Origin of the sequence: Streptomyces sp. NPDC088810 (assembly GCF_044750305.1) — a bacterium.
In the GTDB taxonomy this organism is placed as follows: domain Bacteria; phylum Actinomycetota; class Actinomycetes; order Streptomycetales; family Streptomycetaceae; genus Streptomyces.
The window spans coordinates 165,945-179,852 of the sequence record NZ_JBIVJQ010000006.1 but is presented as its reverse complement, the minus strand read 5'-3'; the positions used below and the strand labels follow the sequence as shown (position 1 = coordinate 179,852).

Annotated in this window: 14 protein-coding genes; 5 read left to right on the top strand and 9 right to left on the bottom strand. The window is 73.6% G+C overall.

Translation table 11 applies throughout. From position 1 onward, the window contains the following. Positions 1-2: 2 nt before the first annotated feature. Positions 3-3,038 (bottom strand): FAD-binding and (Fe-S)-binding domain-containing protein, encoded by a 3,036-nt coding sequence (locus ACIP4Y_RS21065; protein WP_401395545.1) that lies wholly within the window; start codon positions 3,036-3,038, stop codon positions 3-5. Between the two features lie 132 nt (positions 3,039-3,170). Between ACIP4Y_RS21065 and ACIP4Y_RS21060 the strand changes: the two genes are divergently transcribed. The 3 genes from ACIP4Y_RS21060 to ACIP4Y_RS21050 all read left to right on the top strand — a co-directional run bounded on the left by ACIP4Y_RS21060 (position 3,171) and on the right by ACIP4Y_RS21050 (position 4,523). After that, on the top strand, positions 3,171-3,608 hold the full coding sequence (locus tag ACIP4Y_RS21060; protein ID WP_401395542.1) for a MarR family winged helix-turn-helix transcriptional regulator: 438 nt from the start codon (positions 3,171-3,173) through the stop codon (positions 3,606-3,608). Positions 3,609-3,714: 106 nt separating this feature from the next. Beyond that, positions 3,715-3,930: a hypothetical protein gene (locus ACIP4Y_RS21055; protein WP_401395539.1), complete on the top strand. Its 216-nt coding sequence runs from the start codon at positions 3,715-3,717 to the stop codon at positions 3,928-3,930. Positions 3,931-3,938: 8 nt separating this feature from the next. Further along, a complete protein-coding gene (locus ACIP4Y_RS21050; protein WP_401395536.1) occupies positions 3,939-4,523 on the top strand; it encodes an isochorismatase family protein in 585 nt (194 codons plus the stop codon). A 23-nt stretch (positions 4,524-4,546) separates the two neighbouring features. Here ACIP4Y_RS21050 and ACIP4Y_RS21045 read toward each other — a convergent pair whose 3' ends face one another. Together ACIP4Y_RS21045 and ACIP4Y_RS21040 are read right to left on the bottom strand one after the other, a co-directional pair. Further along, a complete protein-coding gene (locus ACIP4Y_RS21045; protein WP_401395533.1) occupies positions 4,547-4,732 on the bottom strand; it encodes a hypothetical protein in 186 nt (61 codons plus the stop codon). 128 nt (positions 4,733-4,860) lie between these two features. After that, positions 4,861-5,229 (bottom strand): DUF6479 family protein, encoded by a 369-nt coding sequence (locus ACIP4Y_RS21040; protein WP_401395530.1) that lies wholly within the window; start codon positions 5,227-5,229, stop codon positions 4,861-4,863. 96 nt (positions 5,230-5,325) lie between these two features. On the opposite strand from ACIP4Y_RS21040, the gene ctaD reads away from it, so the two are divergent. Both ctaD and ACIP4Y_RS21030 read left to right on the top strand, forming a co-directional pair. After that, positions 5,326-7,008 carry a cytochrome c oxidase subunit I gene (gene ctaD, locus ACIP4Y_RS21035; protein WP_401395528.1) on the top strand — a complete coding sequence of 561 codons (1,683 nt, stop codon included), beginning with the start codon at positions 5,326-5,328 and terminating at the stop codon, positions 7,006-7,008. After that, entirely contained in the window at positions 7,005-7,388 is a 384-nt protein-coding gene (locus tag ACIP4Y_RS21030; protein WP_358644343.1) for a cytochrome c oxidase subunit 4, read from the top strand. The genes ctaD and ACIP4Y_RS21030 overlap by 4 nt, the downstream gene beginning before the upstream one ends. On the opposite strand, the gene ACIP4Y_RS21025 is transcribed toward ACIP4Y_RS21030, so the two are convergent. From ACIP4Y_RS21025 to ACIP4Y_RS21000, 6 genes are all read right to left on the bottom strand, one after another. Then, positions 7,324-8,820 carry a cytochrome bc complex cytochrome b subunit gene (locus ACIP4Y_RS21025; RefSeq protein WP_401395524.1) on the bottom strand — a complete coding sequence of 499 codons (1,497 nt, stop codon included), beginning with the start codon at positions 8,818-8,820 and terminating at the stop codon, positions 7,324-7,326. The two genes, ACIP4Y_RS21030 and ACIP4Y_RS21025, sit on opposite strands and share 65 nt — an antisense overlap. Further along, complete coding sequence (locus ACIP4Y_RS21020) at positions 8,817-9,092, bottom strand: hypothetical protein (RefSeq protein WP_358644339.1); 276 nt, start codon at positions 9,090-9,092, stop codon at positions 8,817-8,819. The genes ACIP4Y_RS21025 and ACIP4Y_RS21020 overlap by 4 nt, the downstream gene beginning before the upstream one ends. An 80-nt stretch (positions 9,093-9,172) precedes the next feature. Beyond that, the gene (locus tag ACIP4Y_RS21015) at positions 9,173-11,623 is read right to left on the bottom strand and encodes a SpoIIE family protein phosphatase (protein WP_401395519.1); all 2,451 of its coding nucleotides are present in this window, start codon (positions 11,621-11,623) and stop codon (positions 9,173-9,175) included. A 51-nt stretch (positions 11,624-11,674) separates the two neighbouring features. Then, positions 11,675-12,925: an MFS transporter gene (locus ACIP4Y_RS21010; RefSeq protein WP_401395516.1), complete on the bottom strand. Its 1,251-nt coding sequence runs from the start codon at positions 12,923-12,925 to the stop codon at positions 11,675-11,677. After that, a complete protein-coding gene (locus ACIP4Y_RS21005; protein ID WP_401395513.1) occupies positions 12,922-13,500 on the bottom strand; it encodes a GNAT family N-acetyltransferase in 579 nt (192 codons plus the stop codon). Before ACIP4Y_RS21005 ends, ACIP4Y_RS21010 begins: the two co-directional genes overlap by 4 nt. Before the next feature lie 130 nt (positions 13,501-13,630). Then, positions 13,631-13,834, bottom strand: a complete 204-nt coding sequence (locus ACIP4Y_RS21000) for an MbtH family protein (protein WP_401395510.1) — start codon at positions 13,832-13,834, stop codon at positions 13,631-13,633. Positions 13,835-13,908: the final 74 nt, after the last annotated feature.

The window sequence follows — 13,908 nt, the reverse complement described above, 5'->3', positions numbered from 1 at the left end:
GGTCACCTCCGCAGCTGCCGCAGCCCGCCCGCGGCGCCCAGGGCGAGGGCGGCCAGGGCGGCGGTCGTCGCCCAGCGGGCCGTACCCGACGGCTCGGCGGGCCGGTCGGCCAGCCGCTCGGGGTGGTCGCTGGGCAGGCTGCCGTCGAGGGCGAGTGCGAGGACCTCGGCGAGGTGCAGGGCGCGGCGGCCGGTGCCGCCCTGTTCGATCTGGGTGCGGCAGCTGAAGCCGTCGGCGAGGACCAGGCTGTCCGGGGCGGCGCCGCGGACGGCGGGCAGGACGCCCTGTTCGGCGACGGCCATGGACACCTCGTGGTGGCCGCGTTCGAAGCCGAAGTTCCCGGCCAGGCCGCAGCAGCCCTCGTCGAGCACCTCGGCGTCGAGACGGACCCGGCGCATCAGTTCGCGGTCGGCGTCGAACTTCATGACGGCGTGCTGGTGGCAGTGGGTCTGCACGGTCGCCTGCCGGGTGAGCTGCGGGGGCCGCCAGTCGTCGGGGGCGTGGTGGACGAGCTGTTCGGCGAAGGTACGGGTCTGTGCGGCGAGCCGCTCCGCGTCCTGGTCGCCCGGCATCAGCTCGGGGGCGTCGGAACGGAAGACGGCCGTGCAGGAGGGTTCCAGGCCGATGACCGGGGTGCCGGCCTCCAGGTAGGGGCGCAGGACGTCGAGGGTGTGGCGCAGCACCCGTTTGGCGGTGGGCAGTTGGCCGGTGGAGATCCAGGTGAGGCCGCAGCACACCGGCCGGGTGGGGACGGCGACCCGGAAGCCGGCGTCCTCCAGGACCCGGACGGCCGACCGGGCGATGGCCGGGTGGAAGTAGGTGCTGAAGGTGTCGGGCCACAGCACGACGGTGCGCGGGTCGGCCGGGTCGGGCTCCTCCCGGCCGCGCGCCCGCCACCACTGGAGGAAGGACTGCTCGGCGAACACGGGTGCCGCGCGGGCCTCGTCGATGCCGGCCAGCCGCTTGCCCAGGCGCGCGAGGCCGGGCGCGCGGAGCGCCGAGTTGACCAGGGACGGAGCGGCGCGCGACAGCCGGGCCCACACCGGGAGCCAGCCCATGGAGTAGTGGGCCATGGGACGCAGCCGTCCCTTGTAGTGGTGGGACATGAACTCGGCCTTCAGGGTGGCCATGTCGACGCCGGTCGGGCAGTCGGACTTGCACCCCTTGCAGGCCAGGCAGAGGTCGAGCGCGTCGTGCACGGCGGTGGAACGCCAGCCGTCCTTGATCGCGGAGTCGGCGTGCCCGTCGAGCATCTCGAACAGCAGCCGGGCCCGGCCGCGCGTGGAGTGTTCCTCCTCCATGGTGGCCCGGTAGGAGGGGCACATGACGCCGCCGGAGTGGCCGCGGCAGTTGCCGATGCCGACGCAGCGCATCACCGCGCGGTTGAAGGAGTGGTCGTCCTCGGGGAAGCCGAAGTGGGTCGCCGGGGTGTCCGGCCGCCAGGTCGGGCCGAGCCGCAGCTGCCCGTCGACCGGGTTGGGGTGGACGATCTTGCCGGGGTTCATCCGGTTGCCGGGGTCGAAGAGCGCCTTCAGCTCGCCGAACGCGGTGACGAGCCGTTCCCCGAACATCCGGGTGAGCAGCTCGCCGCGGGACTGGCCGTCCCCGTGCTCGCCGGAGAGGGAGCCGCCGTAGGAGGCGACGAGATCGGCGGCGCGTTCCAGGAAGCGCCGGAAGCCGGCCACGCCCTCGGCCGTCCGCAGCCCGAAGGGGATGCGGGTGTGGACGCAGCCCTGCCCGAAGTGGCCGTACAGGGAGGGGTGGTCGTAGTCGAACTCCTGGAACAGCTGCTTGAGGTCGCGCAGGTAGTCGCCGAGGCGTTCGGGCGGTACGGCGGAGTCCTCCCAGCCCTCCCAGGTCTCCCGGTCGTCCGGCGGGCGGGCGGTGACGCCGAGGCCGGCCTCGCGGGCCTTGAGCATCTTCTCCTCGCGCGCGGGATCGTCGGAGAAGGCGACGTTCGCGTCCTTCTCGCCGCGGCCGGTGGCGCGCAGCAGCGCGTGTGCCTGGGCGTCGACGTCGTCCTGGCTGTCGCCGCTGTACTGGACCAGCAGCCAGCTGTCGCCCTCGGGCAGTACGGCGAGGGAGTCCAGGTAGGCGCCCTCCTCGCGCATCAGCTGGGCCATGCGCCCGTCCAGGGCCTCCAGCTGGCTGGGCGAGCAGTGCTCCAGCAGGCGGGGGACGTCGTCGGCGGCGGCGCAGATGTCGTCGTAGCCGAGGACGAGCAGGGACTGGTACGGCGGTACGGGCACCAGGTCGATCTCGGCGCGCAGGACGGTGACCAGGGTGCCCTCGCTGCCGACGAGGGCCTTGGCGACGTCGAAGCCGTTCTCGGGCAGCAGGGAGTCGAGGTTGTAGCCGGAGACGCGGCGGGGGATCTCGGGGTAGCCGCGGCGGATGTCGGCCAGGTACTCGGTGGCGATGCGGTCGAGGCCGGCGTAGATCTCGGCGAGCCGGCCGCCGCCGGCGATGATCCGGGCGCGTTCGTCGGGCGGCGTGGGGCCTACCCAGGCGCGCTGCCCGTCGTAGGTGAGGATCTCCAGGCGCCGGACGTTGTCGACGGTCTTGCCGTAGGCCTGGGCGGAGGCGCCGCATGAGTTGTTGCCGATCATGCCGCCGAGCGCGCAGTGACTGTGGGTGGACGGCTTCGGGCCGAACTGGAGCCGGTGGCGGGCGAGGTGCCGGTTGAGCTCGTCCAGGACGATGCCGGGCTCCACCACGCAGGTGCGCCGTTCGGGGTCGACGGAGATCACCCCGGTGCAATACTTGCTCCAGTCGATCACCACGGCGGTGTTGGTGGACTGCCCGGCCAGGCTGGTGCCGCCGCCCCGGGAGAGGACGGGGGCGTCGAAGCGTGCGCACACCGACACCGCGCGGGCGCCCGCCTCCACGGTGCGGGGCACGACGACGCCCAGCGGGACCTGCCGGTAGTTCGAACCATCCGTGGCGTAGGCGCCGCGGCTGCCCGCGTCGAAGCGGACTTCGCCGTCCACCTCGGCCCGGAGTGCCGCCTCCAGGCCGGACCTGTCCGGAGGGCTCATCTGCGCTCCTCTAGCTCAGTCGGGTCACCGCCGTGCTGCGCTGTCCGGGGCCGCGAGTACCCCAGCAAACAGGCAGCCAAAACTGAACAGCCTGGACTGGACAGCTTCACCTGTCGGTCCTAGTCTGACGGCATGGCCGACATCTCCGACTCCGCCGCCCGCGCCGCACGCGATCTGCGCGTGGTCTTCAGCAGGCTGCGGCGCCGCATCCGTGAGGTGGCGCAGGACGCCGACCTCAGCCCCTCGCAGGAGTCGGCACTCACCCTGGTCGGCAAGCACGGCGCGGCCACGGCCAGCGCGCTCGCCGCCGCCGAGGGGGTGCGCCCGCAGTCCATGGCGACCACGCTGGCCGCCCTGGAGCAGCACGGGCTGATCCGTCGCGCCCCCGACCCCGACGACGGCCGCCGCCAGCTGGTCACGCTGACCGACGGCGGCCGGGCCCGCGTCGAGGGGAACCGGCAGGTCCGGGAGGAGTGGCTGGCCCGCGCCTTCCAGGACCGCTACACCGAGCAGGAGCGGCAGACGGTCCTCGCGGCCCTGGAGCTGATGGAACGGCTGTCCCGGCCGTGAGGCAGAGGCTCACCGCCCGCACCGGGAGGGAGAACCCCCTTCCCCGCCGGGCTGGCGCTGCCGGTCGGCGCCCGCAGCCCGCTCCGGCTGCCGCCTCAGGGCCGGTGTGCCGCCGGGCGTCCCGCAGGGCCTGATCGGCCTCGCCATGCAGAGCGCCCTGTACCGGCAGGCCGAGCCGGAGCGGACCGCCGCCGCGGCCGGGCTGCCCGGCCGGCCCCTGTTCATGCTCGCCGGCTGGGCCCTGCTGCCGGCGACGACCCTGCCCGGCCGCTCCCCCGGCCGGCTCACCCCGCGCGATCCCCGAGATTCCCGAAAGGCCTGACCCGACCCATGTCGCTCACCACGCTCGACCCCCGTACCGCCCTGGTCGCGATCGACCTCCAGAACGGCATCGTCGCCATGCCCACCCAGCCGTACCCGGGCCCGGACGTCGTGGCCCGCACGTCCGGCCTCGCCGACGCCTTCCGCACCCACGGGCTGCCCGTGGTCCTGGTCCGGGTCTCCTTCGCGCCCGACGGGGCGGACGCCGTGCCCGGCCGTACCGAGCGCGGGCCGCGCGGGCTCGCCTTCCCCGAGGGCTGGGACGTCGTCGTCGACGAACTGTCCGGGCACGCCGGTGACATCCAGGTCACCAAGCACAACTGGAGCGCCTTCCACGGCACCGACCTGGACGTCCAGCTGCGCCGCCGGGGCGTCACGCAGATCGTGCTGACCGGGATCGCCACCAGCATCGGCGTGGAGTCCACCGCCCGCGACGCCTACGCGCACGGTTACCACGTCACCCTGGCCACGGACGCCATGGCCGACGCCGACGCCGAGGCACACGCCAACAGCGTCGAGCGGATCTTCCCGCGGCTCGGCGAGACCGGCACGACCGCGGAGATCCTGGAACTGCTCGCCAAGACCCGGGCCTGAACGTCGGGGCCTGAACCTCGGGGTCAGTCCTCGCCGCGCACGATGTTGTCCTCGGTGTCCGGGCCCTGCCGCTGCGCCGAGGTGCGGTCCAGGACGGCGGGCACGCAGGTGCGCACTCCCCGGTTCCGCAGGCGGTGGGCGGCGGCCCAGCCCGTCTCCGCGTCAGGTATGGCCGGTTTCTCGCTGGCATGCGCGGTCACGTCGTTCATCTTCCTTCTTGGCCCCGCCCGCTGCGGGAGCCGTTCGCCGGGCCCGCCGGGGCCCGGGGCTGTGCATCTGTGCCCGACCGGGTCCCCGGGCGGCCGGGCCCGCAAACACGGGCCCGGTCCGCGGCGGTTCAGGTCCGGCCGCCGCCTCCGCCGCCGAAGGACCCGCTGGAACCGGGCGACCAGCGGGGGCGGCGCTGGTCGTCGGCGGGCTTGCTGCCGACATTGCCGAGCTGGTGGGGGGTCAAGCGCTCGCTGTCGCCGGCCGCGCGCGGCACCTCGTCGGGCTCACGGACCTCGCGGATCTCGTGGACCGGCCCGGACGCCGGCAGCTTGGGCTGCTCCTCGGGGCGCGGCGGCGCCGGTTCCCGTTCCCGCACCTTGATGCCCAGCCGGAAGGCCCAGATCAGTCCCGCGACGCAGACCAGCCCGGCGAGCAGGATCAGGACATACCCGAACACCTGAGCGCCGGTGGCCGCTTGGTACATGGCAGTGTTCATGTGCGCCGGGTACCCGCCCGGGCGGCGGATACGACCGGATGTGCGCAGGGCGTGGCGCGACCGGCCCCTCGGTCACCGCGAGTAACCTCGCCCGGGATGACCGATCTGCCAGAGGTGCCGGAAACGTTCGAGATCGTCACGCGTTACACGGCCCCCGCTCCGCGCCCCGGCCGCGCGCTGCTGCGCTGGGCCACCACGACCGACCACAAGGTGATCGGCCGGCTCTACATGGTCACGGCGTTCTGCTTCTTCCTGCTGGCCGGACTGCTGGCGCTGGGCATGCGCGCGGAACTCGCCCGGCCCGGGCTGCAGTTGCTGAGCAACCAGGGCTACGACGAGTTCGTCACGATCCACGGCACCATCATGATGCTGTTGTTCGCGACACCGATGTTCGCCGGGTTCGCGAACGCGGTGATGCCGCTGCAGATCGGCGCCCCGGACCTGGCCCTGCCCCGGCTGAACGCTCTGTCCTACTGGATGTACCTGTTCGGCGGGCTGATGGTGGTGTCCGGGTTCCTGGTGCCGGACGGAGCGGCGGCGTTCGGCTGGTTCGCGTACGCGCCGCTGAACAGCTCCTACTTCTCCCCCGGCGCGGGCGGCGACCTGTGGGCGATGGGCCTGGTGGTGAGCGGTGTGTCCACGACCCTGACCGCCGTCAACTTCATCACCACGATCGTGACCCTGCGCGCCCCGGGCCTGACGATGTTCCGGATGCCCATGTTCACCTGGAACGTGCTGTTCACGTCGATCCTGATCCTGCCCGCGTTCCCGGTGCTCACCGCCGCGCTGCTGGCGCTGGAGGCGGACCGCAAGTTCGGAGCGCACGTCTTCGACGCGGCGAACGGCGGCGCGCTGCTGTGGCAGCACCTGTTCTGGTTCTTCGGGCACCCCGAGGTCTACATCGTGGCGCTGCCGTTCTTCGGGATCATCTCCGAGATCATCCCGGTGTTCTCCCGCAAGCCTCTGTTCGGGTACGTGCCGATGATCGGGGCGACGACCTCGATCACCATGCTGTCCGCGGTGGTGTGGGCACACCACATGTTCGCCACCGGGGCGGTGCTGCTGCCGTTCTTCTCCATCATGTCGTTCCTGATCGCGGTGCCCACGGGCATCAAGTTCTTCGCGTGGATCGGGACCATGGTCAACGGGTCGGTCTCGTTCGAGACACCGATGCTGTGGGCGCTGGGCTTCATGGTGTCGTTCCTGCTGGGCGGGCTGAGCGGGGTGCTGATCGCCTCGCCGCCGCTGGACTTCCATCTCACCGACACCTACTTCATCGTGGCGCACCTGCACTACGTGCTGTTCGGGACGGTGGTGTTCGCGATGTTCGCCGGGTTCTACTTCTGGTGGCCGAAGTTCACCGGCAGGATGCTGGACGAACGGCTCGGCAAGATCCACTTCTGGCTGCTGTTCCCGGGGTTCCAGCTCACCTTCCTGGTGCAGCACTGGCTCGGCGAGCAGGGGATGCCCCGCCGGTACCCGGACTATCTCCCGGCGGACGGCTTCACCCTGCTGAACACCCTGTCCTCGCTGGGCGCGTTGCTGCTCGGCGTCTCCACGCTGCCGTTCCTGTACAACGTCTGGCGTACGGCCGTCCGGGGCGAGCGGGTCACCCTGGACGATCCCTGGGGGTGGGGACGCGGCCTGGAGTGGGCGACGGCGTGTCCGCCCCCGCGGCACAACTTCGTGGCCCTGCCGCGCATCCGCTCCGAGTCGCCCGCCTTCGACCTGCACCACCCCGAGACCCAGCAGCCGCCCGGAGAGGAGCTGATCCGGTGAAGACGGAGGCGTTGCTGTTCGGCGGGGTGGCGTTCTTCTTCGGCGGCAGCGCCGCCCTGTACGGGGTGTGGTCGCAGGACGAGACCGGCACGGTCGCGCTGGTCGTGGCGTGCGCGATGGCGGCGCTGGTCGCCTTCTTCTGCCTGATCCAGTACCGGCGCCGGGGCAGCCGCGCGCAGGACCGCACGGAGGCCGAGGTGGTGGACGCGGCCGGGCCGGTGGCGTTCTTCCCCGACGAGAGCGGCTGGCCGATCGTCACCGCGCTCGGTTTCGCGGTGACGGCGAGCGGCGTGGTCTTCGGGCTGTGGCTGTTCCTCATCGGTCTGGGGATTCTGGCTCGCGGGGTCTTCGGGATGGTGTTCCAGTACGCGCACCGGTGAGGGGCCTGCGCGGGGCGCCCGGCCGGAACGACGTGACGGGCTCGTGGTCGGAGTCGTAGCCGCCGCTGACGGTCTGCCGGATCTCACCGGTCGGCACCCCCTCGTCGAGCCGCTCCCGCTCCGCCTCGGTCAGGGCCCGGCACAGCCACCGGGTCACCAGGAAGGCCAGGACGGGCGCCACGATCAGCCCGATGCGCAGGACCCAGGTGATGCCGTTGACGGAGACGCGGAAGGTCTGGGCGATGACGTCGTTGCCGCCGGCGATCACCAGCACGCCGTAGAACACCGTGCCCGCCACGCCGAGGCCGGTGCGTACGGGACGCTCGCGCGGCCGGTCGCACAGGTGCTGCTCGTGCCGCCACTCCCCGGTCAGGCGCTGCTCCGCGAACGGGTAGGCGTAGAGCACGGCGAACAGCAGGCCGGGCAGGACGACGGCCGGAAGCAGCACGTTCCACATGAACGTGTGCCCGGCGACGTTCGTCTCCCAGGGGGGCACCAGCCGCAGCGCGCCCTCCAGGAAGCCGACGTACCAGTCGGGCTGGGAGGCGGTGGAGACCTGGTCGGCGCGGTAGGGGCCGTACTTCCAGACGGGGTTGACCTGGGCGAGGCCGGCGAGCAGCACCAGGACGCCGAAGACGGTGAGGGACAGGCCCGCGGAGGTGCCGGAGAACTGCGGGAACATCGGCTTGCCGACGGCGTTGCGGTGGGAGTGGCCGGGGCCGCGCCACTGGGTGTGCTTGAGGTGGAACACCAGGATCAGGTGCACGGTGACCAGGCCGATGAGGACGCCGGGCAGCAGCAGGATGTGGAGCGGGTACAGCCGGGTGATGACGTCGTGGGCCGGGTACTGGCCGCCGAACGCGAAGAAGGCCACGTAGGTGCCGACCACCGGGAGGGACAGCATGATGCCCTGGGCGATGCGCAGCCCGGTGCCGGAGAGCAGGTCGTCGGGGAGCGAGTAGCCGGCGAAGCCCTCGGCGAGCGAGGCCACGAACAGGGTCAGTCCGATCACCCAGTTCAGCTCGCGGGGCCGGCGGAACGCGCCGGTGAAGAAGATCCGCAGCATGTGCAGGCCGATCGCGGCGACGAAGACCAGCGCGGCCCAGTGGTGGGTCTGCCGCATCAGCAGGCCGCCGCGCACGTCGAAGCTGATGCGCAGGGTGGAGTCGAAGGCGGCCGACATGCGCACCCCGCGCAACGGCACATAGGACCCCGCGTACACGACCTCGCGCATCTCCGGCTGGAAGAACAGGGTGAGCCACACCCCGGTCAGGATCAGCACCACCAGGCTGTACAGGGCGAGTTCGCCGAGCAGGAAGGACCAGTGCTCCGGGAACGCCTTGCGCAGCAGCGAACCTCCCTCGGTGAGCGGCAGCCGCGCGTCCAGGGCCGCGGCGGCGCGCTCGGCGCGGCGGGTGCCGCCGCCTTTCACCGGTCGTCCTGGGACGCGGCCGCCCGTTCCACCTCGGCCTCGACCTCGCGCCGCGGCCGGCCGGTCTCCTTGGCGTACTCGCTCACCGCGGTCTGCACATCGCGGGCCAGGTCCCGCCAGGCGCGCAGGGCGGTCTCGTAGGTGCCCGACTGGGCGCCCGTCATCCGCCGCTCGGCCGGCGGCCCGTAGGCGTCGCGCAGTTCCTCGACCATGGTGCGGGCCGCTTCGGCCGCGCGCTGCTTCTGCACCAGTTCTTCGAAGGTGTGTGCCACATCAACCGACCCTAGGCACGGGTGCCGGAGCACGCCTCTCCAGCCTGTCTGAACGGCTTTCCCGCGCACCCGAGTGGGGGTCAGCCGTCGGGGACGAGGTCCGCCCAGACCTGTTTGCCGCCGCTGACCGGGACCGTCCCCCAGGCCTCCGAGACGGCCTCCACCAGCAGGATGCCCCGGCCGCCGGTGGCCTCCCAGCCGATGCTGGTGGGCTTCACCGGGCTGCGCGGGGAGGCGTCGGCCACGGCGAGCCGCAGCCGGTGGTTGACCAGGCTGAGGTCGAGCCGGACCTGCCCGCCGGTGTGCACCAGGGCGTTGGTGACGAGTTCGGAGACGACCAGCAGGGCCGCGTCGAGCGTGTCCGGGGACACGCCCCAGGCGCGCAGGGTGCGCCGGGTGAAGCGGCGGGCGTGCCGGACCGCCTCGGGCACCCGCCACACCGTCCAGCTCTCCCGCAGCGGCCGTACGGCCATGCCGTCGTAGCGCACCAGCAGCAGCGCCACGTCGTCGCCGCGGTGGGCGCCGGAGAGCAGGGCGTCGGCGACCAGCCCGAGGTGGGCGGGGTCGGCGGCGGACAGCCGGCGGGCCAGCCGGTCCATGCCGGCGTCCAGGTCGACGGCGGGGGACTCCACCAGGCCGTCGGTGGTCAGCGCGAGCACGGTGCCGGGCTGGAGGCGCAGCGGGGTCATCGGGAACTCGGCCTGGGCGAGCACACCGAGCGGCGGGCCGCCCTCGGCATGCACGACCTCCGCGGTGCCGTCCGGGTGCCGCAGCACCGGTTGCACGTGCCCGGCGCGTACACACCAGGCGGTGCCCTGCTCCATGTCCACGTCGACGTAGGCGCAGGTGGCGAAGAGGTCGGTCTCCATGTCCAGCAGCAGCCGGTTGGCGTGCGCGACGACCACGTCCGGGGAGTGCCCCTCGGCGGCGTAGGCGCGCAGGGCGGTGCGCATCTGGCCCATCAGGGTGGCGGCGCCCGCGTTGTGCCCCTGGACGTCGCCGATGACGAGGGCGACGTGGTTGTCGGCGAGCGGGATCACGTCGTACCAGTCGCCGCCGACCTCCAGGCCCGCGGTGGTGGGCAGGTAGCGGGCGACGGCGACCGCGCCGGGCAGCCTGGGCAGGCGGCGGGGCAGCAGGGTGCGCTGGAGCATGCCGACGAGTTCGTGCTCGGCGTCGAAGGCGTGGGCGCGCAGCAGGGCCTGGCCGGCGAGGCCGGCGCAGGCGGTGAGCAGGGCGCGCTCGTCGGGGGCGAACTCGTGCGGGCGGTCCCAGCCGATCAGACAGGCGCCGGCCATGCGGCTGCCGGCGGGCAGCGGCAGCACGGCCAGGCCGCCCGGTCCGACCTCGGCGAGGGCGGGCTCCAGCGGGCTGCCTGCGGGCCAGATCCGGGCGCGGCCCTCGCGCAGCGCGGCGGCCAGGGTGGGCATGGCGCGCACCGGCGCGTCGGGCCACTCGGTGCGCCACTCGCTGCGCCACACCTCGGGCCAGGCCTCGGGTTCGGGCGGGTCGAGGACGGTGACGACCAGCCGGTCGTTCTCCAGTTCGGCCAGCGCGATCCGGTCGGCCTGCAGCGGCCCCCGCAGCGCGGCCACGACGGCATGGCCGACGTCCTTGACGGTGCCGGCGGTGGCGAGGGCGGCGGCCAGGCGCTGCACCCGGGCCACGTCGGTGACGTCGGAGCGCAGCGTGGAGGCGTCGGCGACGGTGCCCACCAGCCGGGCGGTGCGGCCCTCGCCGCCGGGCAGCAGCCGGCCGCGCAGCCGCAGCCACTTGGGCGGGCCGGTGGACTGCAGGATGCGGAACTCCAGCTCGCGGTCGCCGATGGACATGTGGTCGGCCTCGACCACGGACATCAGGGCGGGCAGGTCCTCGGGGACCGCGCGGCCGAGCAAGGACTCGACACGCCCGTCGAAGTCGTCCCGGCCGATCCCGAAGAGCCGCAGGATGCCCTCGCCGACCTCGACCCGGCCGCTGTCCATGGCCAGGCTGAAGGTGTCCTCGGGCAGCTCGCCGGTCTCGCCCGCGGCGGCCGGGGCCGGGACGACGACCGCGCCGGCGATCAGCTCCAGGCAGGCCCGGTCGTCGGTGCCGAAGCCGCCGGGGTGCTCGCCGACCGCCAGCAGGCAGCCCGCGCCCGCCGGGCCGAGCGGCAGGACGGCCACGGAGAAGTCCGGGGACGGGGTGCGGCGCGCGTCCGGGCAGCCGGCCAGTTCGGCGGGGCCGAGCCACAGCGGGCGTCCGGTGCGGTGCACCTCGGTGACCGGGAAGCCGCCGGTGACCGGGTAGCAGTCCCGCAGGCCGTACAGGGTGCGGGGCAGGCCGGCCGACTCGGCCAGGCAGAGCTGGGTGGGGTCGTCACCGGGCGTGTACACCCCGGCGAAGGACGCCCCGGCGAACACGAGCGCCTGTTCGAGGAGGCGGCGGAGCCGGTCGGGGGTGTCCGGGGACGCCATCAGCGAGGCGAGGGCGACTTCGGCACGCTCCGGCGCCGTTCTCGTCCCGCTGACCGCAGCGCCCTCACTCACCACCTCGCCATTACAGCGCGTATGAGCCGCCTGCGCAGCCCCTGTGACCGCGGGCTAGCCGGACATCGTCCGGATGCCCTTGCTCAGGGTGGCCGTCAGCGCGGCGGCCGTGACCAGCGCGGGAAAGACCAGCGTGGCCGGGACCGGACTCCAGCGGGCCAGCAGCGCGCCGGCCAGGGCGGGGGCGAGCGCGGCGGCCGAGCCGGCGGCGAGCAGGACGCCGCCGACCACGCGTCCCTGGAGGTGGTCGGGGGTGACGGCGGCCTGGTGGGCGAAGAGGGCGGCGTTCGCCGTGGGCCCGAGGAACACGGCGGCGGCCAGCGGTACGGCGGCCGCCACCGTGCCGGCCAGCAGCGCGCCGGCCGTCATCAGCGCGGCGGTCGCCCAGCACAGCAGGGTGATCAGGACGGGCAGCCGCAGCCGCCGCTGGAGCGCCGGGGCGACGAGGGCACCGAGGAGGCCGCCGAGCGCGAAGATCGTGCCGGCGAGTCCGACGACGGGCGGGGAGACGCCGGCGCGGCGCAGCGCGAGGGTCATCGCGAAGATCATGCCGGTGAAGGCCATGTTCAGCGGAGCGGCGATCACCAGCAGGGCGCGCAGGAACGGATGCCCCAGCAGGAAGCGCAGGCCCTGCACGGTGGACGCGCCGAGGGGCGGGGCGGCCTCGCGCCGGGGCTGCTGGAGGGGGCCGCGGATACGGCAGACGGCCACGAGGGAGAGGAGGAAGCTGAGCGCGTTGCCGAGGAAGGGCAGGGCCCGTCCGAGCCCGAACAGCAGGCCGCCCAGCGGCGGACCGGCCAGCGAGACGCCGTAGGTCCGCGCCTCGTTGCGGGCGACGGCGGAGGTGAGCTGGTCGGGGCGGACCAGGTTGCGTACGCAGGCGTGCTCGGCGGTGCTGAAGACGGCCGTGGCGGCGGAGCCGGCGACCACCACCGCGAGGATCACGGGCAGGCCGGCCCTGCCGGTGAGGACCGCCCAGCCGAGGAGGGCGTACCCGGCGAGCCGCAGCGCGTCGCAGGCGATCATCAGCCGGCGGCGGTCGGCACGGTCGGCGAGGACCCCGGCCGGCAGCCGGCACACCAGCGCGGTGACCAGCCCGACGGTCCCGACCAGCCCGGCCCGGGCCGGCGAGCCGGTCTGCTGCAGCACCAGCAGCGGCAGCGCGAGGTCCACCATGGCACCGCCCAGATCGGACAGGCACTGCCCGGTCCACAGCAGAGTGAAATCCCGGTTGCGCCACAAGCCACCCGCCCGTTCGCCGTCCGCGGCCCCGGCGGCCCCCTCGCTGACCGACACCCGCGTCATACGGCCTCCTCACGCCGGACGGCCCCGCCGGCACCGTCCGCAGCCGCTGCCGCCCCGCCCGGTGCCGCTCCCAGCCCCGTGGGGATGACCAGCAGCTTCGTCACCGTGCCGTCGTCGGCGACGATGTCGCGGACGTGGCGGAAGCCGAGGCGGCGGCACATGGCCAGGCTGGCGGTGTTCTCGGCGCCGACCATGCCGTAGGCCTCGGTGAGGCCCAGGTTGTCCGCGGCGTGGCCAAGGAGGCCGCGGACCGCTTCGCCGCCCAGGCCGTGGCCCCAGTAGGCGGGGGCGAGCGCCGTGACGAGTTCGTGGCCGTCGACGTTGCCGGTCGGCTTCACCTCCGCGTGGCCGACGTAGCCGCCCGCGTGCCACAGGCCCCAGACGTCGAAGCGGCGCCGGGGGTAGACCTCGGTGAGGATGGCGCGGAAGAGGGCGCGGATCTCCGGTTCGGGCACGAGCTCCTGGCCCATCCAGCGGCACACCTCCGCATCGCGCAGCAGGGCGACGAAGGCGTCCTCGTGCTCGGGCCGGTAGGGGAGGAACTCCAGGCGTTCGGTGCGCAGGACGGGGGTCATGGCGGGCTCCTCGGGAGTGATGCGGTGCGGTGGGGGCCGAGGGCGGTGGGGCGCCGGGACGGCGGCACGTGGGGGGAGGTCGGGGTGCCGGGCCGGCGTGTGCGAGGCCGGCCCGGCGGGTCCGTGGCGGTCAGGCGCCGGCGTTCTCCATGCGTTCGCGCAGGCTCTTGGGCCGCATGTCGGTCCAGACCTCGTCGACGTAGCCGGAGCACTCGGCCTCGGTGCCCTCCTTGCCGACGGGCTGCCAGCCGGCGGGCACCTCGATGTCGGCGGGCCAGAGGGAGTACTGCTCCTCGTCGTTGCGCAGCACCTGGTAGCGGGTGTTCTCGTCCATGTCGTGTCCCTTCGTCGTCCGGTTCGGGTGGGCGGTGATCGGCGGGGCCTGCGGTGGTGAGCGGGGTCCGGGCC